General features: G+C 50.3%; 15 protein-coding genes, 4 tRNA genes and 3 rRNA genes. 12 read left to right on the top strand and 10 right to left on the bottom strand.

Annotation, left to right across the window (positions count from 1 at the left end; all coding sequences use genetic code 11):
• The first annotated feature begins 100 nt into the window (after positions 1-100).
• From clpB to I2D83_RS05930, 8 genes are all read left to right on the top strand, one after another.
• Positions 101-2,674 (top strand): ATP-dependent chaperone ClpB, encoded by a 2,574-nt coding sequence (gene clpB, locus I2D83_RS05895; RefSeq protein ID WP_205947708.1) that lies wholly within the window; start codon positions 101-103, stop codon positions 2,672-2,674.
• Between the two features lie 492 nt (positions 2,675-3,166).
• A 16S ribosomal RNA gene (locus tag I2D83_RS05900) occupies positions 3,167-4,708 on the top strand.
• 73 nt (positions 4,709-4,781) lie between these two features.
• Positions 4,782-4,858 (top strand) — tRNA-Ile (locus I2D83_RS05905).
• Between the two features lie 42 nt (positions 4,859-4,900).
• Positions 4,901-4,976: transfer RNA gene (locus I2D83_RS05910), tRNA-Ala, on the top strand.
• A 209-nt stretch (positions 4,977-5,185) separates the two neighbouring features.
• A 23S ribosomal RNA gene (locus I2D83_RS05915) occupies positions 5,186-8,092 on the top strand.
• Between the two features lie 133 nt (positions 8,093-8,225).
• A 5S ribosomal RNA gene (gene rrf / locus I2D83_RS05920) occupies positions 8,226-8,341 on the top strand.
• Together the 16S, 23S and 5S rRNA genes with 3 tRNA genes alongside form the textbook arrangement of a ribosomal RNA operon.
• A gap of 52 nt (positions 8,342-8,393) precedes the next feature.
• Positions 8,394-8,470: transfer RNA gene (locus I2D83_RS05925), tRNA-Asp, on the top strand.
• Positions 8,471-8,687: 217 nt separating this feature from the next.
• A complete protein-coding gene (locus tag I2D83_RS05930) occupies positions 8,688-9,476 on the top strand; it encodes an endonuclease/exonuclease/phosphatase family protein (RefSeq protein ID WP_205947709.1) in 789 nt (262 codons plus the stop codon).
• 68 nt (positions 9,477-9,544) lie between these two features.
• Here the strand turns inward: I2D83_RS05930 and mltD are convergent, their stop codons facing one another.
• Both mltD and gloB read right to left on the bottom strand, forming a co-directional pair.
• Complete coding sequence (gene mltD / locus I2D83_RS05935; RefSeq protein WP_180779638.1) at positions 9,545-10,918, bottom strand: murein transglycosylase D; 1,374 nt, start codon at positions 10,916-10,918, stop codon at positions 9,545-9,547.
• A gap of 71 nt (positions 10,919-10,989) precedes the next feature.
• Positions 10,990-11,745, bottom strand: a complete 756-nt coding sequence (gene gloB / locus I2D83_RS05940; RefSeq protein WP_205947710.1) for a hydroxyacylglutathione hydrolase — start codon at positions 11,743-11,745, stop codon at positions 10,990-10,992.
• A 44-nt stretch (positions 11,746-11,789) separates the two neighbouring features.
• Here gloB and I2D83_RS05945 point away from each other — a divergent pair, with 44 nt between their 5' ends.
• Positions 11,790-12,500 carry a class I SAM-dependent methyltransferase gene (locus tag I2D83_RS05945; protein WP_015841301.1) on the top strand — a complete coding sequence of 237 codons (711 nt, stop codon included), beginning with the start codon at positions 11,790-11,792 and terminating at the stop codon, positions 12,498-12,500.
• 19 nt (positions 12,501-12,519) lie between these two features.
• Here the strand turns inward: I2D83_RS05945 and rnhA are convergent, their stop codons facing one another.
• A complete protein-coding gene (gene rnhA / locus I2D83_RS05950; protein WP_181830611.1) occupies positions 12,520-13,086 on the bottom strand; it encodes a ribonuclease HI in 567 nt (188 codons plus the stop codon).
• Between rnhA and dnaQ the strand changes: the two genes are divergently transcribed.
• Positions 13,040-13,777 carry a DNA polymerase III subunit epsilon gene (gene dnaQ, locus I2D83_RS05955; RefSeq protein ID WP_181830610.1) on the top strand — a complete coding sequence of 246 codons (738 nt, stop codon included), beginning with the start codon at positions 13,040-13,042 and terminating at the stop codon, positions 13,775-13,777. The genes rnhA and dnaQ overlap by 47 nt on opposite strands.
• A gap of 171 nt (positions 13,778-13,948) precedes the next feature.
• A tRNA-Asp gene (locus I2D83_RS05960) sits at positions 13,949-14,025 on the top strand.
• Positions 14,026-14,146: 121 nt separating this feature from the next.
• Here the strand turns inward: I2D83_RS05960 and nrdF are convergent.
• The 7 genes from nrdF to I2D83_RS05995 all read right to left on the bottom strand — a co-directional run bounded on the left by nrdF (position 14,147) and on the right by I2D83_RS05995 (position 20,805).
• Positions 14,147-15,109, bottom strand: coding sequence for a class 1b ribonucleoside-diphosphate reductase subunit beta (gene nrdF, locus I2D83_RS05965; protein ID WP_015841298.1), 963 nt, complete (start codon positions 15,107-15,109; stop codon positions 14,147-14,149).
• Positions 15,110-15,134: 25 nt separating this feature from the next.
• Positions 15,135-17,216 (bottom strand): class 1b ribonucleoside-diphosphate reductase subunit alpha, encoded by a 2,082-nt coding sequence (gene nrdE, locus I2D83_RS05970; RefSeq protein ID WP_241007305.1) that lies wholly within the window; start codon positions 17,214-17,216, stop codon positions 15,135-15,137.
• Between the two features lie 62 nt (positions 17,217-17,278).
• Positions 17,279-17,686, bottom strand: coding sequence for a class Ib ribonucleoside-diphosphate reductase assembly flavoprotein NrdI (gene nrdI, locus I2D83_RS05975; RefSeq protein ID WP_010280810.1), 408 nt, complete (start codon positions 17,684-17,686; stop codon positions 17,279-17,281).
• 9 nt (positions 17,687-17,695) lie between these two features.
• On the bottom strand, positions 17,696-17,935 hold the full coding sequence (gene nrdH, locus I2D83_RS05980) for a glutaredoxin-like protein NrdH (RefSeq protein ID WP_039352306.1): 240 nt from the start codon (positions 17,933-17,935) through the stop codon (positions 17,696-17,698).
• A gap of 707 nt (positions 17,936-18,642) precedes the next feature.
• Positions 18,643-19,437, bottom strand: coding sequence for an adenosylmethionine decarboxylase (gene speD, locus I2D83_RS05985; protein ID WP_180779634.1), 795 nt, complete (start codon positions 19,435-19,437; stop codon positions 18,643-18,645).
• 45 nt (positions 19,438-19,482) lie between these two features.
• Positions 19,483-20,346: a polyamine aminopropyltransferase gene (gene speE / locus I2D83_RS05990; RefSeq protein WP_205947712.1), complete on the bottom strand. Its 864-nt coding sequence runs from the start codon at positions 20,344-20,346 to the stop codon at positions 19,483-19,485.
• A gap of 111 nt (positions 20,347-20,457) precedes the next feature.
• On the bottom strand, positions 20,458-20,805 hold the full coding sequence (locus I2D83_RS05995) for a YacC family pilotin-like protein (protein ID WP_010280797.1): 348 nt from the start codon (positions 20,803-20,805) through the stop codon (positions 20,458-20,460).
• A 231-nt stretch (positions 20,806-21,036) separates the two neighbouring features.
• Between I2D83_RS05995 and I2D83_RS06000 the strand changes: the two genes are divergently transcribed.
• Positions 21,037-22,722: an ABC transporter permease gene (locus tag I2D83_RS06000; protein ID WP_205947713.1), complete on the top strand. Its 1,686-nt coding sequence runs from the start codon at positions 21,037-21,039 to the stop codon at positions 22,720-22,722.
• Positions 22,723-22,724: the final 2 nt, after the last annotated feature.

Below are 22,724 nucleotides of genomic sequence, written 5' to 3' on the forward strand. Positions count from 1 at the left end.
GTTTAAATCCTGTCACGACTGGCAAAATAACCTTGAAATTTTTGAGGGATGACCTCATTTAATCTCCAGTAGCAATTTTGACCAGTGTATGGGAGGAGTTATGCGTCTGGATCGTCTTACCAACAAATTCCAACTTGCTCTTGCTGATGCTCAGTCTCTCGCCCTTGGGCGTGACCACCAGTTTATTGAACCCCTTCACTTGATGAGCGCTTTGCTTCATCAGGATGGTGGAACTGTTGGCCCACTTCTGACTGTTGCCGGAGCCAATCTTACTCACCTGAAAACCGAAATCGATCAGGCAATCAAGCGTTTGCCTCAGGTTGAAGGTACCGATGGTGATGTCCAACCTTCAAGCGAGTTAGTCCGCGTATTAAATATGTGCGACAAGCTGGCGCAAAAGCGTAACGATACCTTTATCTCTTCGGAACTTTTCGTGCTCGCTGCGCTGGAGTCTCGCGGCACGTTGGGAGATATATTGAAAAAGGCGGGTGTTACGCAGCAAGGGGTAACAAACGCGATTGATCAAGTGCGAGGAGGGGAGCAAGTGAACGACCAAGGGGCTGAGGATCAGCGCCAGGCATTGAAGAAATTCACAATTGATCTCACGGAACGTGCGGAACAAGGCAAGCTCGATCCTGTGATCGGGCGTGATGAAGAGATTCGCCGCACTATTCAGGTTTTACAGCGTCGAACCAAAAATAACCCGGTATTAATTGGTGAACCCGGTGTGGGTAAAACCGCAATAGTTGAAGGGTTAGCCCAGCGTATCGTTAATGGTGAAGTGCCTGAAGGCTTGAAAAACAAGCGAGTCCTTTCACTGGATATGGGCGCGCTGGTAGCTGGCGCGAAATATCGTGGTGAGTTTGAAGAGCGTTTGAAAGGCGTGCTCAACGATTTGTCTAAGCAGGAAGGCAACGTCATTCTGTTTATTGATGAACTCCACACGATGGTGGGCGCGGGCAAAGCCGATGGCGCTATGGATGCGGGTAATATGCTAAAACCTGCGTTGGCGCGTGGTGAGCTGCACTGCGTCGGGGCGACAACGCTGGATGAGTATCGGCAGTATATTGAAAAAGATGCAGCGCTTGAGCGCCGTTTTCAGAAGGTGTTTGTCGCAGAACCTACCGTTGAGGACACCATTGCGATTCTACGTGGGCTGAAAGAGCGCTATGAATTGCATCATCACGTACAAATTACTGACCCGGCGATTGTGGCGGCGGCCATGCTCTCTCATCGCTATATCGCGGATCGTCAGTTGCCGGATAAAGCGATTGACCTGATTGATGAAGCGGCGTCCAGCATCCGTATTCAGATTGATTCAAAACCAGAGCCTCTCGATCGGCTTGAGCGCCGGATCATTCAGTTAAAGCTGGAGCAACAGGCGCTGAAAAAAGAATCTGATGAAGCCAGCCAAAAACGGCTTGAATTGTTGAGTGCGGAACTTGACCAGAAAGAGCGTGAATATTCCCAGCAAGAAGAAGAGTGGAAAGCAGAAAAAGCATCACTCACGGGAACGCAGAATATTAAGGCGTCCTTAGAGCAGGCGAAAATTGCGCTGGAACAGGCTCGCCGTCAGGGCGATTTGGGGAGAATGTCTGAACTTCAATACGGCAAAATCCCCGAACTAGAGAAACAACTGGCAGCAGCAACGCAGCAAGAAGGAAAAACGATGCATTTGCTGCGTAATAGAGTAACAGATGTTGAAATTGCTGATGTGCTGGCGCGTTGGACTGGTATTCCTGTTTCTCGCATGCTGGAAAGCGAGAAAGAAAAATTATTGCGCATGGAAGATGAGCTGCATCAGCGTGTGATTGGGCAGAACGAAGCCGTCGAAGCGGTAGCGAACTCTATCCGTCGCAGCCGGGCAGGGCTATCTGACCCTAATCGTCCAATTGGATCTTTCCTGTTCCTTGGTCCAACTGGCGTTGGGAAAACAGAACTTTGTAAAACGCTGGCGACTTTCCTCTTCGACAGTGACGACGCCATGGTGCGTATCGATATGTCTGAGTTTATGGAGAAACACTCGGTTTCACGTTTGGTCGGGGCACCTCCTGGATATGTCGGTTACGAAGAAGGGGGATATCTGACGGAAGCGGTACGCCGTCGTCCTTATTCGGTGATTTTGCTGGATGAGATCGAAAAAGCCCACCCTGATGTGTTCAACATCTTGCTTCAGGTATTGGATGATGGTCGTCTTACTGATGGTCAGGGCAGAACGGTCGACTTCCGTAATACAGTGGTCATCATGACATCAAACTTGGGGTCTGACCTTATTCAGGAACGTTTTGGTGAGCGCAGTTATACCGAAATGAGAGATATGGTTCTTGAAGTTGTTAGCCACAGCTTCCGTCCTGAATTTATTAACCGTATCGATGAGGTCGTGGTATTCCATCCACTGGGAAGAGCGCACATTACGTCGATCGCAAAAATTCAGCTTCAGAGACTATACAAACGTCTTGAAGAGCGTGGATATAGCGTCACGATTACGGATGCTGCTTTAGATATGCTCGGAGAGGTCGGGTTTGATCCTGTCTATGGTGCGCGTCCGCTTAAAAGAGCGATACAGCAACTGATAGAGAACCCACTTGCTCAGCAGATACTTGGGGGAAAATTGATCCCCGGTAAACCGATCACATTAGATGTTGAAGGTGAACAGATAGTCGCACGGCAATAATCATGTGCGTGAAACGGTAAGCGGCAAACGGGGGCATTCGTTAATAGATACCCCCGTTTTTACATAGTGAGCTCAGATTATATTCACTTTCTGTATGTGAAGTATGCGAAATGGTGTCTTTTGGTTTGTTTTTGAACGGTTGAAAATTATTTTGCATTTAGCGCTTGTCAGGCGGCGAGAAGTCCCTATAATGCGCCTCCACTGACACGGCAACAGCGACTTACGAAGTTGGTGTGACAGAAAAAGATTCAACGAAGGCGGTCAGTAATGACTTGACTTCACAGCGGAAAAGCATAATATATGCGGCCCGCGCCACGGAAGATGTGGCACTGCTCTTTAACAATTTAATCAGACAATCTGTGTGGGCACTCACAAGACCGTATCTTAACGATATAAAAAGTCTTGAAGAGTGAACAACAGTAAATTCATTACGAATAAACAGTTTTAATTCTTTGAGCATCGCTGACGAGTTCAGCAAATCAAACAAATCTTAAATTGAAGAGTTTGATCATGGCTCAGATTGAACGCTGGCGGCAGGCCTAACACATGCAAGTCGAGCGGTAGCACAGAAGAGCTTGCTCTTCGGGTGACGAGCGGCGGACGGGTGAGTAATGTCTGGGAAACTGCCTGATGGAGGGGGATAACTACTGGAAACGGTAGCTAATACCGCATAACGTCTTCGGACCAAAGAGGGGGACCTTCGGGCCTCTTGCCATCAGATGTGCCCAGATGGGATTAGCTAGTAGGTGAGGTAATGGCTCACCTAGGCGACGATCCCTAGCTGGTCTGAGAGGATGACCAGCCACACTGGAACTGAGACACGGTCCAGACTCCTACGGGAGGCAGCAGTGGGGAATATTGCACAATGGGCGCAAGCCTGATGCAGCCATGCCGCGTGTGTGAAGAAGGCCTTCGGGTTGTAAAGCACTTTCAGCGGGGAGGAAGGCGGTGAGATTAATACTCTCACCGATTGACGTTACCCGCAGAAGAAGCACCGGCTAACTCCGTGCCAGCAGCCGCGGTAATACGGAGGGTGCAAGCGTTAATCGGAATGACTGGGCGTAAAGCGCACGCAGGCGGTTTGTTAAGTCAGATGTGAAATCCCCGAGCTTAACTTGGGAACTGCATTTGAAACTGGCAAGCTAGAGTCTTGTAGAGGGGGGTAGAATTCCAGGTGTAGCGGTGAAATGCGTAGAGATCTGGAGGAATACCGGTGGCGAAGGCGGCCCCCTGGACAAAGACTGACGCTCAGGTGCGAAAGCGTGGGGAGCAAACAGGATTAGATACCCTGGTAGTCCACGCTGTAAACGATGTCGATTTGGAGGTTGTGCCCTTGAGGCGTGGCTTCCGGAGCTAACGCGTTAAATCGACCGCCTGGGGAGTACGGCCGCAAGGTTAAAACTCAAATGAATTGACGGGGGCCCGCACAAGCGGTGGAGCATGTGGTTTAATTCGATGCAACGCGAAGAACCTTACCTACTCTTGACATCCACAGAATTCGGTAGAGATACCTTAGTGCCTTCGGGAACTGTGAGACAGGTGCTGCATGGCTGTCGTCAGCTCGTGTTGTGAAATGTTGGGTTAAGTCCCGCAACGAGCGCAACCCTTATCCTTTGTTGCCAGCGGTTCGGCCGGGAACTCAAAGGAGACTGCCAGTGATAAACTGGAGGAAGGTGGGGATGACGTCAAGTCATCATGGCCCTTACGAGTAGGGCTACACACGTGCTACAATGGCGTATACAAAGAGAAGCGACCTCGCGAGAGCAAGCGGACCTCATAAAGTACGTCGTAGTCCGGATTGGAGTCTGCAACTCGACTCCATGAAGTCGGAATCGCTAGTAATCGTAGATCAGAATGCTACGGTGAATACGTTCCCGGGCCTTGTACACACCGCCCGTCACACCATGGGAGTGGGTTGCAAAAGAAGTAGGTAGCTTAACCTTCGGGAGGGCGCTTACCACTTTGTGATTCATGACTGGGGTGAAGTCGTAACAAGGTAACCGTAGGGGAACCTGCGGTTGGATCACCTCCTTACCAAGAAGATGTGCGTTAAGTGAAGTGCTCACACAGATTGTCTGATGAAAATAACGAGCAGAAATACCTTAATAGGCTTGTAGCTCAGGTGGTTAGAGCGCACCCCTGATAAGGGTGAGGTCGGTGGTTCAAGTCCACTCAGGCCTACCAACTCTTCCGTGAGTGGTATCTAAGGTATCTGTAAGCAACGATGGGGCTATAGCTCAGCTGGGAGAGCGCCTGCTTTGCACGCAGGAGGTCTGCGGTTCGATCCCGCATAGCTCCACCATTAAAAAGACTTCAGAGCGTATTGGAAACAGTATGCTGCGAAGTATTTTGCTCTTTAACAATCTGGAACAAGCTGAAAATTGAAACATGACAGCTGAACGTGCGTTGATACCTTTGGGTGTCGATGGCGATGCAGTCTGTCAATGAGTCTCTCAAATAATCGCAGCGCGACAGTGACTTTGATTTATCAAAGACACCTTCGGGTTGTGAGGTTAAGCGACTAAGCGTACACGGTGGATGCCTAGGCAGTCAGAGGCGATGAAGGGCGTGCTAATCTGCGATAAGCGTCGGTAAGCTGATATGAAGCGTTATACCCGACGATACCCGAATGGGGAAACCCAGTGTGTTTCGACACACTATCATTATGTGAATCCATAGCGTAATGAGGCGAACCGGGGGAACTGAAACATCTCAGTACCCCGAGGAAAAGAAATCAACCGAGATTCCCCCAGTAGCGGCGAGCGAACGGGGAAGAGCCCAGAACCTGAATCAGTTTGTGTGTTAGTGGAAGCGTCTGGAAAGTCGCACAGTAAAGGGTGATAGTCCCGTACACAAAAATGCACAGGCTGTGAGTTCGATGAGTAGGGCGGGACACGTGACATCCTGTCTGAATATGGGGGGACCATCCTCCAAGGCTAAATACTCCTGACTGACCGATAGTGAACCAGTACCGTGAGGGAAAGGCGAAAAGAACCCCGGCGAGGGGAGTGAAATAGAACCTGAAACCGTGTACGTACAAGCAGTGGGAGCATCCTTCGGGGTGTGACTGCGTACCTTTTGTATAATGGGTCAGCGACTTATATTCTGTAGCAAGGTTAACCGAATAGGGGAGCCGCAGGGAAACCGAGTCTTAACTGGGCGTTAAGTTGCAGGGTATAGACCCGAAACCCGGTGATCTAGCCATGGGCAGGTTGAAGGTTGGGTAACACTAACTGGAGGACCGAACCGACTAATGTTGAAAAATTAGCGGATGACTTGTGGCTGGGGGTGAAAGGCCAATCAAACCGGGAGATAGCTGGTTCTCCCCGAAAGCTATTTAGGTAGCGCCTCGTGAATTCATCTTCGGGGGTAGAGCACTGTTTCGGCTAGGGGGTCATCCCGACTTACCAACCCGATGCAAACTACGAATACCGAAGAATGTTATCACGGGAGACACACGGCGGGTGCTAACGTTCGTCGTGAAGAGGGAAACAACCCAGACCGCCAGCTAAGGTCCCAAAGTCATGGTTAAGTGGGAAACGATGTGGGAAGGCATAGACAGCCAGGATGTTGGCTTAGAAGCAGCCATCATTTAAAGAAAGCGTAATAGCTCACTGGTCGAGTCGGCCTGCGCGGAAGATGTAACGGGGCTAAACCATGCACCGAAGCTGCGGCAGCGACACTTAGTGTTGTTGGGTAGGGGAGCGTTCTGTAAGCCTGCGAAGGTGGCCTGTGAGGGTTGCTGGAGGTATCAGAAGTGCGAATGCTGACATAAGTAACGATAATGCGGGTGAAAAACCCGCACGCCGGAAGACCAAGGGTTCCTGTCCAACGTTAATCGGGGCAGGGTGAGTCGACCCCTAAGGCGAGGCTGAAAAGCGTAGTCGATGGGAAACAGGTTAATATTCCTGTACTGGGTGTTACTGCGAAGGGGGGACGGAGAAAGCTAGGTTATCCGGGCGACGGTTGTCCCGGTTTAAGCGTGAAGGTGGGTGACTTTGGTAAATCCGGGTCATCGTTAACACTGAGGCGTGATGACGAGTCACTACGGTGATGAAGTAACTGATGCTACGCTTCCAGGAAAAGCCTCTAAGCTCCAGGTAACACCGAATCGTACCCCAAACCGACACAGGTGGTCAGGTAGAGAATACTCAGGCGCTTGAGAGAACTCGGGTGAAGGAACTAGGCAAAATGGTGCCGTAACTTCGGGAGAAGGCACGCTGATGGTAAGTGAAGTGACTTGCTCATGGAGCTGAAATCAGTCGAAGATACCAGCTGGCTGCAACTGTTTAATAAAAACACAGCACTGTGCAAACACGAAAGTGGACGTATACGGTGTGACGCCTGCCCGGTGCCGGAAGGTTAATTGATGGGGTCAGCCGCAAGGCGAAGCTCTTGATCGAAGCCCCGGTAAACGGCGGCCGTAACTATAACGGTCCTAAGGTAGCGAAATTCCTTGTCGGGTAAGTTCCGACCTGCACGAATGGCGTAATGATGGCCAGGCTGTCTCCACCCGAGACTCAGTGAAATTGAACTCGCTGTGAAGATGCAGTGTACCCGCGGCAAGACGGAAAGACCCCGTGAACCTTTACTATAGCTTGACACTGAACCTTGAGCCTTGATGTGTAGGATAGGTGGGAGGCTTTGAAGTGTGGACGCCAGTCTGCATGGAGCCAACCTTGAAATACCACCCTTTAATGTTTGATGTTCTAACGTAGACCCGTAATCCGGGTTGCGGACAGTGTCTGGTGGGTAGTTTGACTGGGGCGGTCTCCTCCCAAAGCGTAACGGAGGAGCACGAAGGTTAGCTAATCCTGGTCGGACATCAGGAGGTTAGTGCAAAGGCATAAGCTAGCTTGACTGCGAGAGTGACAGCTCGAGCAGGTGCGAAAGCAGGTCTTAGTGATCCGGTGGTTCTGAATGGAAGGGCCATCGCTCAACGGATAAAAGGTACTCCGGGGATAACAGGCTGATACCGCCCAAGAGTTCATATCGACGGCGGTGTTTGGCACCTCGATGTCGGCTCATCACATCCTGGGGCTGAAGTAGGTCCCAAGGGTATGGCTGTTCGCCATTTAAAGTGGTACGCGAGCTGGGTTTAGAACGTCGTGAGACAGTTCGGTCCCTATCTGCCGTGGGCGTTGGAAGATTGAGAGGGGTTGCTCCTAGTACGAGAGGACCGGAGTGAACGCACCACTGGTGTACGGGTTGTGATGCCAATTGCATTGCCCGGTAGCTAAGTGCGGAAGAGATAACCGCTGAAAGCATCTAAGCGGGAAACTTGCCTCGAGATGAGTCTTCCCTGGACACTAGATGTCCCTGAAGGGCCGTTGAAGACGACGACGTAGATAGGCTGGGTGTGTAAGCGTAGCGATACGTTGAGCTAACCAGTACTAATGACCCGAGAGGCTTAACCTTACAACACCGAAGGTGTTTTGTGAGACGACTCATAGAGAACGATGTTCAGCTTGTTCAGAGATTGGTTCTGATGGTTGTACAGATGGGAAGCGAAAGCGACCGGAGTATAACGGTTGGAATGAAACAGAATTTGCCTGGCGGCGATAGCGCGGTGGTCCCACCTGACCCCATGCCGAACTCAGAAGTGAAACGCCGTAGCGCCGATGGTAGTGTGGGGCTTCCCCATGTGAGAGTAGGGAACTGCCAGGCATCAAATTAAGCAGTAAGCCGGAGCAATCTGGTGGTTGTAGAGAAATTCGGTGGAGCGGTAGTTCAGTTGGTTAGAATACCTGCCTGTCACGCAGGGGGTCGCGGGTTCGAGCCCCGTCCGTTCCGCCACTTATTGTGCAAAAAGCCCTAAGTTAACGCTTAGGGCTTTTTGCATATTTAAATATTAAAGTTTTTAGATGAATTCCTCTCTTTCTCTTTGCCCACCATTGCATTTTTCCTTCCCGATCTCCACGCGTATATTGCAAGACTGCGATAAAATTCTTATAACAGAAGGGCACTTTTTTGATAGGGTATTAAGTGTATTAAAACTGATAGTGGATAAGGCGTGCGGAAAAAAACCTATGCAATGAGGTATGTTGCCGGCCAACCAGCTGAGCGTATCTTTCCTCCCGGGGAAATGCATTATCCGGGGCAATCGCTACCGACAGGCTCATTGTTGCTTGAGGGAGGTGTTTTACGTGTAATGGTGTGGAACATTTTTAAGCAACAACGAATGAACTGGCTTTCTGTTTTACAGAATTTCGGCAAAGGTACTCAGCTAGTCCTGTTGCAGGAGGCGCAAAGTACGCCAGACCTTATCCGTTTTGCAACCACTAACTATCTCTCTGCCGATCAGGTGCCCGCCATTATTCTTCCACAACATCCATCTGGTGTGATGACGCTATCAGCCGCTCAGCCCGTGTATTGCTGTCCTCTGCGCGAGAGGGAGCCTTTGCTGCGTTTAGCCAAATCCTCTCTGGTGACGGTCTATGCGCTTCAGAATGGGCAGAGACTGATGGTCATCAATATCCATGCCGTTAACTTTAGCTTTGGTGTTGAAGTGTACACAAAGCAGTTAGCTGCAATTGGGGAACAGCTCCTGCATCATCAGGGGCCGGCGATTATGGCTGGGGATTTTAATGCATGGAGTCAGCAACGTATCAACGCACTTAATCGTTTTGCGACAAGGATGGGGCTGCAAGAGGTATCTTTCGTTGATGATCAGCGACGCAAGGCATTTGGGCGGCCGCTAGATTTCGTTTTTTATCGTGAACTGACCGTAAATCAGTCCTCTGTATTGGTGACCCAGGCTTCAGATCATAATCCACTGCTCGTCGAGTTTAGTCTGGTTTAATTGCCATAAAAAAACAGCCCTCTACATCTGCAGAAGGGCTGTTTCTTGTTACTGATTCTGATATGACGTTAAGAATCAGGCTTTATATTGCTGCTAACATAAAGTGTCAGACGATCGCCTGGCTGAATGTTGGCATTCTTGTTGATAACAGTATTCCAGCGCATCACATCAGCGATATTTACGCCGTGGCGTTTAGCAATGCTTGCCAGCGAATCACCCTTCCGAACTTGATAGGTGATAGAGCTGCTACTGCCCGAAGCTTTGGCAACTTGTAGCGTCTGACCAACCTTGAGCGCACCAGCGCTACGCAGATTGTTCCAACTCTGCAAATCTTTTGTGCTGACATTAAGCCGTGCCGCAATTGCCGATAAGGTATCACCTGAACGTACCTTATACTGCTGTGATACTGGCGTTGTCTGTGCTTGTGCCAAGCGTGTTGGTTGAATCGCTGCGATGTCTCCATCAGCCAGTGAATCTTTCAACTGCTCAACGTGAGCTTTAGGAACCATAATGTAATGTGGCCCATTTGGTGCGGTTACATTACGCTTATAGCCCGAGTTATAGCTCTTTAGCTTATTCAACGACAGACCAGCCATCTCAGCGGCTTGTGTCAATTCTATCTGCTGCCCCAACTCAACCTTTGCTAATGCGCGGCTTTCATTGGGTTGCGGCAGACTCACGCCGTACTTCTTACTGTTTTTCAGAATATCGCTCAAGGCCAGCATCTTAGGAACATAAATTGACGTTTCACGCGGTAACGCCAGTGCCCAGAAGTTGGTTGATTTCCCTTTCGCTTTATTCGCTTTCATCGCCTGCATAACGCGGCCTTCACCACTGTTATAAGCAGCAACGGTTAATAACCAATCGCCATCAAACATGGTGTTGAGCCGCTGCATCATATCCAGTGCTGCCGTCGTGGATGCAATCACATCGCGACGTCCGTCGTACCATTGGTTCTGCTTCAAACCATAATTACGTCCTGTGCCAGGGATAATCTGCCATAGCCCAGCGGCGTTGGCGGATGATGTGGCACTTGGATCAAAAGCGCTCTCCACTATGGGTAGCAGTACCAGTTCCATCGGCATTTTACGTTGCTTAATCTGCTCGACTATCCAGTACATGTACGGCTCTGCCCGTAATGTTACATCGTGGAGATAGCTCTTATTTTTCAAATAACGCGTTTTTTGCTCGCGGATCCGGGCGTTATCCGGAACCTCCATCTTCAGCTCGTCGCCAATGAAGTTCCACAGATCTCGTTGCGCGAGGCTATCGTCATCTAGCCATCGCGCAGAGGCCTCTCGACCATCTGTGTACTTTCCTGCTTCACCTTGACTTGCCGAAGACAAACTCTGTGCATGCTGTTTGGGTTGCGAGGTGTCATGGGGGGAAACCTGACAACCCGCCAGCAAGACTGAGGCGATGATTATCGCTTTAGCCTTCATATGTTGGTCAATAGTTTGCTTAAAAGACGAGCAAGGATACTTTGATTAGAGGAATAGCACAACCTAAACCTTCAGAAGCAGTCTTTCTTGCTGCGTAGCATCTCAAAAACTTGCCAATTCTCTATATTTTCAGGTTCTTTTGATAATTTTCTTTTTAAATCAAATTCATGGCAGCGAAGAAATAGGTTGATTCTTCTCTCTAGTCCTAATGTTGTTGGTAAACTTGACTGCGATTTTTCTCGTATCTGACTGATTTCATGAAGATAAGCTTCAATACTTTGATCTTCAGGCCATATCGCATTAGAAAACCTTAAGTTTGATAGCGTGTATTCATGTGCACAACAGACTACCGTATCATCAGGAAGCGCTGCTATTTTTTGAATTGATTCATACATTTGCCGAGGACTGCCTTCAAAGATACGACCGCATCCCGCTGAAAACAGAGTGTCGCCACAGAATAAAAATGGCGCATTATAGTAGGCAATATGACCAGATGTGTGTCCCGGAACCTCAATTACAGAAAATTCCGAATTTAACAAAGAGACGGTAATTCCTTCCTCAAGCAAGCTGGTTGCGCCACATTTAGCGGTTTCTTTTGGGCCAAAAACAGGCAGGTTAGGGTAATGTTTGAGGAGTTCATGAACGCCCCCCACGTGGTCGTTATGGTGATGAGTGAGCAAGATGGCTTCAGGAAAAAGTGCGTGCTGAGCGAGTGCGTCAAGCACTGGTGACGCTTCACCAGGATCGACGATCACACAGCGGTTTTCTTTATTGCTCAATAGCCAAATGTAGTTGTCCTGAAGTGCGGGGATACTGATAAGATTCATTCATCACCTCTTATTTGCTAGTAGCCTGAGGACGAGAACAGAAGATGAAATCGGCACAAATCCCTCAGACCATTGTTGCACCTGATTCATGGGATGATATCACCTGCGGGCAGTTTTATCGCGAGTCGCTTGAGCTGGCTTTGTCGTCGTGGTGGCCAAAACTCTTTGGTTTCCATCTTATCAAGGTCGGGGCGCTGAGTGCGGAAATCAACATAACGGAGTGCGCGATCGCGCATCAGGTTAACGTGGCTCCACACGGTGATAATCTTCATGTCGTGGCTGATGCTCATCAATTACCTTTCTCTGAAAAGTCGATCGATGCTTGCCTGCTTGCCCAAACGCTATCTTATTCCTCAGATCCGCATCGTGTGTTGCGTGAGGTTGACCGTGTTTTGGTTGACGATGGCTGGTTAATCTTGAGCACGTTTAATCCGATCAGCCTCGTTGGTCTGGGTAAATTGATTCCCAGACTCAATAAAAAGCATCCTTATTGCAGTCGTATGTTTACTCAAATGCGCATCACGGACTGGCTGGGGCTATTGAACTATGAGGTTATCCACCAGACGCACTTTCACGTTACGCCATGGCGAAGAAATAAAGGGAAGTTGAATAAGCATATCCCGATGCTAGGGTGCCTGACGCTGATTATTGCCCGAAAACGCACGATTCCGCTGACGTTTACGCCGATGAGGGCGCGGTTGCGTAAAGCATCAGTGCGCCGCACGGTGGGCGCAACAAAGATATATCGGAGATGAGGCGGACGCTTACGGTGATTTACTCAGCCTGATAACCCGTGTCATCGAGCGTTGGTGCACCGGCGGCGGCGCGAGCAAGTTCATCACAGCGCTCATTTTCCGGGTGCCCGGCGTGTCCTTTTACCCATTCCCAGCGTACGGAATGGCGTTGAATCGCAGTATCCAGCCTTTGCCAAAGATCGACGTTTTTGACCGGTTTTTTGTCGGCGGTTTTCCAACCTCGCTTTTTCCAGTTATGAATCCAACTGGTGATCCCCTGACGAACATATTGGCTGTCAGTGCAGAGCACCACATCACACTCGGTCGTCAGCGTTTCAAGCGCTGCAATAGCGGCCATCAGCTCCATCCTGTTATTCGTGGTAAGACGATAGCCTGCACTTAACGGTTTTTCGTGCTGCTTGTAGCGCAGCAGGGCGCCATAACCGCCGGGGCCGGGATTACCGAGGCAAGATCCATCGGTGAAAATTTCTACCTGTTTGCGCATCTCTGGTAGACTCTCCCTTATGGTAAAAACGGCAAGTCTGACATAAACGAAAACGATGAGCACTGAAATTACGCGACAAATCGTCCTGGATACAGAAACCACCGGTATGAATATGCTGGGGGTTCACTACGAAGGGCATAAAATTATCGAGATCGGTGCGGTTGAAGTGATCAACCGCCGCCTGACGGGCCGTCATTTTCACGTCTATATCAAACCCGATCGTTTAGTGGATCCCGAAGCGTATAACGTGCACGGTATCAGCGATGAGTTTCTTGCCGACAAACCGACGTATGCGGATATTGTGGATGATTTTCTCGATTTTATCCGTGGCGCGGAACTGGTCATCCATAACGCAACGTTTGATATCGGCTTTATGGATTATGAATTTCGGTTGCTAAACCGAGATCTTCCCAAGACAGAGACGTTTTGTAAGATCACCGATAGCCTGCTTATGGCGCGGAAGATCTTTCCCGGTAAGCGTAACAGTTTGGATGCGCTCTGCGATCGCTATCAGATAGATAACAGCAAGCGTACGCTGCACGGCGCATTGCTCGATGCCGAGATTCTGGCTGAAGTTTATCTGGCGATGACCGGTGGTCAAACGTCTCTGACTTTCTCGATGGAAGGCGAAACGCAGCAGAAGAACGAGAATACCGAAACGATCCAGAGAATTATCCGCCCTCAATCGGCGTTAAAGGTGCTTTATGCCGATGAAGCTGAGCTAGTCGCACATGAACAGCGTCTGGATTTGATTGCTAAAAAAGGCGGTAGTTGCCTGTGGCGAGCGGAATAACGCCGCCAGCGTATCGCCCTCTGTGTTGCAAAATGGCGAGGCCGCTCACACCATGGGTGAGAGAATAGTCAGTAAGATGAAATTATAAGCAAACAGAAACGGTTAGTTATAAAAAGCATTGACGTAATAGTGCCATCATCTTAGTATTCATCCCGCTCAGTGAGCATGAGTGGAGCGGTAGTTCAGTTGGTTAGAATACCTGCCTGTCACGCAGGGGGTCGCGGGTTCGAGCCCCGTCCGTTCCGCCACTTATTATGAAAGCCCTGAATCAGAAATGGTTCAGGGTTTTTTCATTTCTGGGCTATCAGAAATACTGTAGAAAAGCGTTTGTAGGAAAATGCGGCCACCCAGAAAGCAGTGGCCGTTTTTTTAGAAGTCCCAATCTTCATCTTCGGTGTTGACGGCTTTACCGATGACATAAGATGAACCAGAGCCAGAGAAGAAATCGTGGTTCTCATCAGCATTTGGCGATAGCGCTGAGAGAATTGCGGGATTCACATCCGTCATGCTGGCGGGGAACAACGCTTCATAGCCCAGATTCATCAGCGCTTTGTTCGCGTTATAGTGGAGGAATTTCTTCACATCCTCCGTCCAGCCGACGCCGTCATAGAGTTCCTGTGTATATAACACCTCGTTGTCGTACAAATCTTGTAGCAGATCGTAGGCGAAATTTTTCACCTGCTGCTGACGAGCAGGATCGGCTTTCGCCAGTCCGCGCTGGAATTTGTAGCCAATGTAGTAACCGTGTACCGCTTCGTCGCGGATGATCAGCCGGATTAAATCCGCCGTGTTAGTCAGTTTGGCGCGGCTTGACCAGTACATCGGCAGGTAGAATCCAGAGTAGAACAGGAACGACTCCAGAAACACGCTGGCGACTTTCTTCATCAGCGGATCGTCGCTGCGGTAGTGCGACAGAATAATGTCGGATTTCTTCTGTAGCGCCGGGTTCTCTTCACTCCAGCGATAGGCATCATCCACTTCGCTGGTCAGGCACAGCGTCGAGAAAATTGAGCTGTATGAACGGGCATGCACCGCTTCCATAAAACTGATGTTAGACAGCACGGCTTCTTCATGCGGCGTCACGGCATCAGGCATGAGCGTCGGCGCGCCCAGCGTATTCTGGATGGTGTCCAGCAGCGTCAGACCGGTGAATACACGAATCGTCAACTGACGCTCGCGGGCATTCAGCGTACTCCACGATGGAATATCGTTAGAGAGCGGCACCTTTTCCGGCAGCCAGAAGTTAGAGGTTAGCCGATTCCAGACTTCCAAATCTTTGTCGTCTTCAATTTTGTTCCAGTTAATCGCCTGGACGCGAGTGAGTGCGGTCATGCTTTCGATTTCCTTCCGCGATGGCTTATAGCGCACAGGACACACAGCCCTGAACTTCGGTGCCTTCCAGCGCCATTTGCCGTATGCGAATGTAATAAATAGTCTTAATACCTTTTGTCCAGGCGTAGATCTGCGCTTTATTGATGTCTCGCGTGGTGGCGGTATCACGGAAAAACAGCGTCAGCGACAGCCCCTGATCGACGTGCTGCGTGGCGGCGGCATAGGTGTCGATAATCTTCTGCGGCCCAATCTCATAGGCATCCTGGTAATACTCGAGATTGTCATTGTTCATGTAAGGAGCGGGGTAGTAGACGCGGCCGATCTTGCCCTCTTTACGAATTTCGATGCGTGACACAATCGGGTGGATACTGGACGTCGAGTGGTTGATATACGAAATCGAACCAGTCGGTGGAACAGCCTGCAAGTTCTGGTTATAAATGCCGTGGGCAATAACAGATTCGCGTAGCGCCGCCCAGTCCTGCTGAGTAGGAATGTGGATGTCGGCTTGTTCAAACAGTTCACGGGCGCGCGCGGTTGTGGGTTCCCAGCACTGTTCAATGTATTTATCAAAATACTCGCCTGTGGCGTATTTGGAGTGCTCGAAGCCTGAGAAGCGCTGGTTCCGTTCTATGGCTAACGCATTAGATGCCCTAATCGCGTGGAAAGCGACGGTATAGAAATAGATATTGGTGAAATCGACGGCTTCTTCTGTGCCGTAAAAGATACGCTCTTTCGCCAGATAGCCGTGCAGGTTCATCTGACCTAAACCAATCGCATGGGATTCGTCGTTGCCTTTTTCGATGGATGGCACGGAGCGGATATGGCTCATATCGGAAACGGCGGTCAGTGCGCGGATCGCCATCTCAACCGTCTGGCCGAAATCGGGCGAAGCCATCGCGTTAGCAATATTCATTGAACCGAGGTTACAGGAGATGTCCTTGCCAATGTGGCGATAGCCAAGATCGTCATCGTACAGGCTGGCGTCGTTGACCTGCAAAATCTCAGAGCACAGGTTGCTCATATTGATGCGGCCGTGAATCGGATTTGCGCGATTCACCGTATCCTCAAACATCATGTAGGGATAACCGGACTCAAACTGGATTTCGGCGAGGATCTGGAAGAATTCGCGCGCCTTGATTTGGGATTTACGGATGCGCTTATCGTTTACCATCTCGTGGTATTTTTCGGTGACGCTAATTTCTGATAGCGGTACGCCATAAACCTGCTCGACGTCATAAGGCGAGAACAGGTACATCACCTGATTATTCTTCGCCAACTGGAACGTGATATCGGGAATGACCACACCCAAAGACAGTGTTTTGATACGAATTTTCTCATCGGCATTTTCCCGCTTGGTATCCAGAAAACGCAGAATATCCGGGTGATGCGCATTGAGGTACACTGCGCCAGCCCCCTGACGAGCACCAAGCTGGTTGGCGTAGGAGAACGCGTCTTCAAGCATTTTCATGATCGGAATAATGCCGGACGACTGGTTTTCGATGCGTTTGATCGGCGCACCGGTTTCGCGGATGTTGCTGAGCATGAATGCCACGCCGCCGCCGCGTTTTGAGAGCTGAAGCGCGGAGTTAATGGCTCGACCAATCGACTCCATATTGTCTTCAATACGCAGCAGGAAGCAGGAGACCAGCTCGCCGCGCTGCTTTTTACCGCAGTTGAGGAACGTGGGGGTGGCGGGCTGGAAGCGCCCGCTGATGATCTCATCGACCAGCGCGCCAGCCAGTGCGGTGTCCCCTTTGGCGAGGGTTAGCGCCACAAGGCAGACGCGATCTTCGTAGCGCTCCAGATAGCGCTTGCCGTCAAAGGTTTTTAGCGTATAGCCGGTGTAGTATTTGAATGCGCCCAGGAAAGTTTGGAAGCGGAACTTGTGAGCGTAAGCCTGCTGGAAAAGACTCTTGATGAAATCGAAGCTGTATTGATCCAACACTTCCGCTTCGTAGTAGCCTTCTTCAACTAAATAACGCAGCTTTTCTTCCAGATTGTGGAAGAACACGGTGTTCTGGTTGACGTGTTGTAGGAAATAACGGCGCGCCGCGAGCTTATCCATCTCGAACTGGATATTCCCCTCTGCGTCGTAGAGGTTGAGCATCGCGTTCAGCGCGTGGTAATCGAGTGAGTGGGCATCTGAGTCGGCCTTGGTTGCCTTTGCACTCACGTGGTCTGTTGTTGCCAAAATTCAGTTACTCCCTTACGCACATTTGCAACGTCTTCTGCCGTGCCGAGCAATTCAAAGCGGTACAGGTAAGGCACCTGGCATTTCTGCGCAATGATGTCGCCGGCGATGCAATACGCTGCACCGAAATTGGTATTGCCTGCGGCAATCACGCCGCGCAGGTAAGCGCGATTGTGCGGATCGTTGAGAAAGATGATGACCTGACGCGGCACAGCCCCTTTCGTGCTGCCTCCGCCGTAGCTGGGGACAACCAGAATATAGGGGCGATCAACTTTCAATGCAGGCTGTTCTGTCGCTATCGGGATTCTCAGGGCTGGCAAGCCAACCCTGGAAATGAAGCGATGCGTGTTTTCCGACTGGCTGGAGAAATAGACCAGCGGGTTCATATTGCCCCCTTACTGCAATTGCAAGGCGGCGTTCAACGTACTGATCTTGTCTGGGCGGAAGCCGCTCCAGTGATCGTCGGCCGTCATCACGACGGGCACCTGCTGATAGCCCAACGCTCTTACCTGCTGTAACGCCTGTTCATCTTCAGTTAAGTCCACCAGTTGATAGTGAATTCCTTGCTTATCCAGCGCACGACATGTGGCGTTGCATTGAACACAATCTGGCTTAGTGAAAATAGTAATACGCATGATTCGTATTTACCCTTTGGCGTGAAAGAAGTATGTCGGAGCGGCTATCCTCAGGGTATGTGTACCCGAACCGATCCACTGGGTTGCGACGCGTTACGCGAGCGCCACACAAAGAATACTAGATGTAGGTGTTTTAAATTTCAACCACACAAGATATATGATTTTTAGTTGGCCTTAGACAAATTGATGCAAACCCAGATGCAGCAAGGCTGGCAGAGAATGCAAGTAAAAAATGCAGAAAGAAATAAATGTGATGCGCATCATTTTTGACGAAATAGTGTGCGACGAAATGAAGGGTAATGTGGGAAAGACAAAAGCCAACATGACTAATCCAGCTTTCCTTTGGTAAAAGCGGGCTTCTTAGTAACGCTTTTTATGCTGACTAAGAGACAGTTTCGTGCGCAATGATACCGTCATTTTCATGCTACTTCATAGCATGCGCCCGACGCAGGGCGCTCAGTCGCCGCCGCCCTGCGAACCCAGGCTTCCGGCTAAATTATGCCGCTACGCGGTTCCATCGGTGTCCATGCCCGCTTTTCGAGCCGCCAGCGACATGCTCCCGGCATGGCGCTGGCTTTCGCGACGTCCTGTCGCTCACTCGGCGGTCAAGCGCACCGCTGCATAATTTTTACGCCGGATAACGGCAAAATCCTTGATGCCCTTATATTTGTGACTAAGAGACAGCCTTGTGAGGTGAGATGTATCGATTAGATCACGGGCAAGTTTCTGCCGTAATAGATTTCCTGCATTTCGTGATACAGCAGATCGGTAATTCTTTTCCGTTCAGCAGCGCTGAGTTCTTCTGGGCTGACGTTGAACAGGTAGTGTTTCAGGTCGAAGTCTTTCAACAACATCTTGGTATGGAAGATATTTTCCTGATACACGTTCACGTCCATCATGTGATAGAGCGATTTCATGTCCTCGGACATGAAGTTCTGAACTGAATTTATCTGGTGGTCGATGAAATGTTTTATGCCATTGACATCACGGGTAAATCCTCGCACGCGATAGTCGATGGTCACAATATCGGATTCCAACTGATGGATGAGATAGTTCAGCGCCTTCAGCGGTGAAATCACGCCACAGGTAGACACTTCGATATCCGCGCGGAAAGTACAAAGCCCGCCTTCTGGATGGCTTTCTGGATAGGTATGAACACAAATATGGCTTTTATCCAGATGGGCAACGACGGAGTTGGGTAGAGGCCCTGGGTGCTCTGAGGTATCAACATCTCGCGGGTCGATGGGTTCTTCGCTGACCAGAATGGTCACGCTAGCACCTTGTGGTTCATAGTCCTGACGCGCGATGTTAAGGACATTGGCACCGATAATGGAGCAGGTTTCAGTGAGGATTTCTGTTAAACGGTTAGCGTTATATTGTTCGTCGATATAGGCGATATAACCGTCACGATCGTCGGCCGTTTTGGTGTAACAGATATCGTAGATACAAAAACTCAGGCTTTTCGTCAGGTTGTTAAAGCCGTGTAGTTTCAGCTTGTGCAATTTACGTCACCCCCTTGTGGTTATGTGATCACCCTAAGTGATGGATTATTGCGCATTCTGTAGCGCGCTTAACAGATACTGTGGCAGGGCAAAACTGCCGATATGAACATCAGGCGTGTAATAGCGACAGGTAATCCCTGATTGCGCAAAACGTTGGCGCAGTGTGATGGCGTCTATCTGGCGCAGTGCCGGGTTATTGCTGGCCCAGGCGAACGTCATAATACCGCCGTAGTACGTTGGGATCGCCGCCTGATAAAAGCCGACATCCTTGAAATAGTGGCTGAGCTTTTTATGGCTGCCGACGGCTTCATCCTGTTGCAGGAAACACACGCCATTCTGCGCGACGAAAACTCCGCCTTCATTCAGGCAGCGGGCGCAACCCTGATAGAAATCAGAGGTGAACAGGCTTTCGCCGGGGCCGATGGGGTCGGTGCAATCGGAAATGATGACGTCAAACTTGTCGCTGCACTGTCTGACGAAATTCACGCCGTCATCAATCACCAGATTAAAACGCGGGTCGTCATAGCTACCAGCGCTGTGATTGGGCAAATACTGGCGACAGAATTCCACTACGCCCGCATCGATCTCCACCATCGTGATATGTTCGACGCCGTGATGTCGGCTGACTTCCCGCAGCATACCGCCATCGCCGCCACCGATAATCAGTACGCGTTTGGCGTTGCCGTGTGACAGTAGAGGGACGTGGGTGAGCATTTCGTGATAGATGAATTCATCGCGCTCGGTGGTTTGCACCACGCCGTCAAGCGCCATTACACGGCCTAATGCGTCGTTTTCAAAGATGATGAGATCTTGATGATCGGTCTTCTCGTGATACAGCACGCGATCAACCGAAAAATACTGGCCAAAGTTGGCATGTAGGGTTTCATACCAAATTTCTTTCTGGGACATGTTAGGGCTTCCTCCGCGATAACAGCCATGAAAATTGGCGCGCCATCATAGCCGACTCTTTTGTCGCTTGCACGGTCAAATTTCAGTCAGCGCGGAGGAGGAAGGAGGGGATTACTGCGCGTAGGAGAGCAAGCCGAGTGAATTACGTGCCAGAGACTGGCATTTCTTTGGGGTAGGAATCGCAATTTTACTCAGATCGCGATAGCTGTCCTCGCCCATCGCCGTCATATCATAAGCGCTGTAATTGCTGAGATCCCAGCGGTTTTGCTGGGCAAAGGCGACCAGCGTCCGGCGAATCTGTTCATTCGGTAGATCTTGATAGCCGCAGTGGTTTTTCAGATAAACAAAGATCGCGGTCAGATCGGCTAGATCTTCCGCTTCAAATTCATTCAGCGCCTTGCTGGCGGAAGAGAAGCTCATCAGGCTTAGCAGGAGCAGAGCCAGCGCAGAGTTTTTCATGGTTGAACCTGTTCCAAATATCGTCAGATGACGTTATCACAGATATCCCATGCGGTTCCAAGTTTTCTTACGGGAAACATCTGATTGCGAGAAAAAGTCGAGGCCAAAAAGGCGGAAAAATAATAAGCGCAATCTTTTGAAATGGTTAATATTTATTTTACTGACGTGTGGTGATGAAAATCACCTTGAGGCAATCGCAGGATTAAAGCCCATTTATCGTTGTTTGATACGATGACGCCGCCGTCAGGCTCTGTTATTAATAACAGCGATCTCATCCAATACAGTTTTGATTCTATGATCTCCGGTGTCTGGCGCGTCAGTAGTTGGTTGTTGGCGGGACTGTTGCTGCTTCCTTTAGCAACGGTTTTTTATCAGGCTTTTTTTGCCGATGGGATGGGATTCGCCCAACTATGGCAAATCGGGTTACCCACCTACCTGATACATTCTGTCGTTATCGTGATTGGCACGCTTCTCTTCAGCTTACTGTTTGGGTTGCCTTCGGCCTGGTTTATCGCCATGTATCGCTTTCCCGGCCATCGTGTATTGCAATGGGCGCTTTGCCTGCCGATCGCGATGCCCGCGTTCTTGCTTGCTTACCTTTATACCGATGCGTTACGACATCTGTCGCCGTTGTTGCGGGAAGGCGGTCTGCAGATTGTATCGTCGTGGGAGGAATTCCACGTTGCTGGGCTATCTGTTTCACTGGGCTGCGTAAGTCTGGTGTTAGCGCTGGTGTTGTATCCCTACATTTACCTGTTGGTACGCGAGGCGCTAGTGAAGCAGCCGGCCAGCTTGATTCACTCGGCTCGTTTACTGAACCAAACGAGTTCCCAGGTTTTGCGCCGCTTATGTTTGCCTATTGCGCTACCTGCAATTGCCTGCGGTGGCGCGTTAGTGGTGGTCGAGACATTGGGCGATTATGGCGCGGCGTCCTACCTTAATATTCCAACCATGACAACACAGGTGCTGGATATCTGGCAGAAGCAGGGCGATCTCGGCGCAGCAGCACGCCTTGGTGTCCTGATCTTGCCTGCGATCTTCCTCTTGATGTTTCTGGTTAATCTTTGGCGCCGTAAGCAGAAAATTTATCAAGCTCAAGCGAACGCCTCTCAGGTGGCTCCGCCCGTGTTGAGTGGGTGGCGCAGCAAGGTGGTGCGTGGCTACTGTTGGGGAATCGTTTGTCTGTCGTTCCTGTTCCCGGTGCTGTATCTGTTATTTCTGGCGCTCCGGCACATGATGTCGGTATGGGATATGGCGTTCCTCCACGCGATAATGAATAGCCTGTTAGCCTCCGCTACCGCGACAGGCATCATTACGCTGATGGCGCTATCGTTTATCTTCTACACGCGCATGGCTGGGATCTTTGCCAATCAGACGCCAGTTCGGCTGGTCAGCCTGAGCTTTGCTTTACCCGGTGCGGTATTGGCCGTTGGGCTATTTACCTTGCTGTCGCTGGTGGATCACGGGATTAATCTGTTTGCCCACGCAGCGGGGTTACCGACTGCAGATGCCCTGCTGGCCGGGTCGCTGTTTATTCTTATCCTTGCCTATAGCGTTAAATTCGGGCGTCTGATGCTGGACAGCCTTGAGCGCAGTATGGACGCCATTCCGCGCTCGCTGGACAGCGCGAGCCTTGTACTGGGCGCCTCTCCCCTCAGCCGTTGGTCGCGCGTGCATATTCCGCTGTTGCGTCGCAGCCTGTTCATCGGGGCGCTGCTGATTTTTACGGAAAGTATGAAAGAGCTGAATGTCTCGCTCCTGCTGCACCCTTTTGGGATTGATACGTTGGCAACGTATGCTTTCCGCTTTACGGCGAGTGAGCAGGTTGCGTCATTTGCCTTTCCTGCGCTGGTGCTGGTGGCGGTGGGGCTTATCCCCGTTTTCTGGCTGAATCGCGCACTGAATATAAAAGGATAATC

Source organism: Pectobacterium aroidearum, assembly GCF_015689195.1.
In the GTDB taxonomy this organism is placed as follows: domain Bacteria; phylum Pseudomonadota; class Gammaproteobacteria; order Enterobacterales; family Enterobacteriaceae; genus Pectobacterium; species Pectobacterium aroidearum.

Coding starts and splice junctions, on each gene's coding strand:
- nrdH (WP_039352306.1), bottom strand. CDS start 17,935: ATGCGTATTACTATTTTCACTAAGCCAGATTGTGTTCAATGCAACGCC.
- I2D83_RS05945 (WP_015841301.1), top strand. CDS start 11,790: ATGAAATCGGCACAAATCCCTCAGACCATTGTTGCACCTGATTCATGG.
- I2D83_RS05995 (WP_010280797.1), bottom strand. CDS start 20,805: ATGAAAAACTCTGCGCTGGCTCTGCTCCTGCTAAGCCTGATGAGCTTC.
- clpB (WP_205947708.1), top strand. CDS start 101: ATGCGTCTGGATCGTCTTACCAACAAATTCCAACTTGCTCTTGCTGAT.
- I2D83_RS06000 (WP_205947713.1), top strand. CDS start 21,037: ATGACGCCGCCGTCAGGCTCTGTTATTAATAACAGCGATCTCATCCAA.
- nrdE (WP_241007305.1), bottom strand. CDS start 17,216: ATGCTCAACCTCTACGACGCAGAGGGGAATATCCAGTTCGAGATGGAT.
- mltD (WP_180779638.1), bottom strand. CDS start 10,918: ATGAAGGCTAAAGCGATAATCATCGCCTCAGTCTTGCTGGCGGGTTGT.
- speE (WP_205947712.1), bottom strand. CDS start 20,346: ATGTCCCAGAAAGAAATTTGGTATGAAACCCTACATGCCAACTTTGGC.
- nrdI (WP_010280810.1), bottom strand. CDS start 17,686: ATGAACCCGCTGGTCTATTTCTCCAGCCAGTCGGAAAACACGCATCGC.
- dnaQ (WP_181830610.1), top strand. CDS start 13,040: ATGAGCACTGAAATTACGCGACAAATCGTCCTGGATACAGAAACCACC.
- gloB (WP_205947710.1), bottom strand. CDS start 11,745: ATGAATCTTATCAGTATCCCCGCACTTCAGGACAACTACATTTGGCTA.
- nrdF (WP_015841298.1), bottom strand. CDS start 15,109: ATGACCGCACTCACTCGCGTCCAGGCGATTAACTGGAACAAAATTGAA.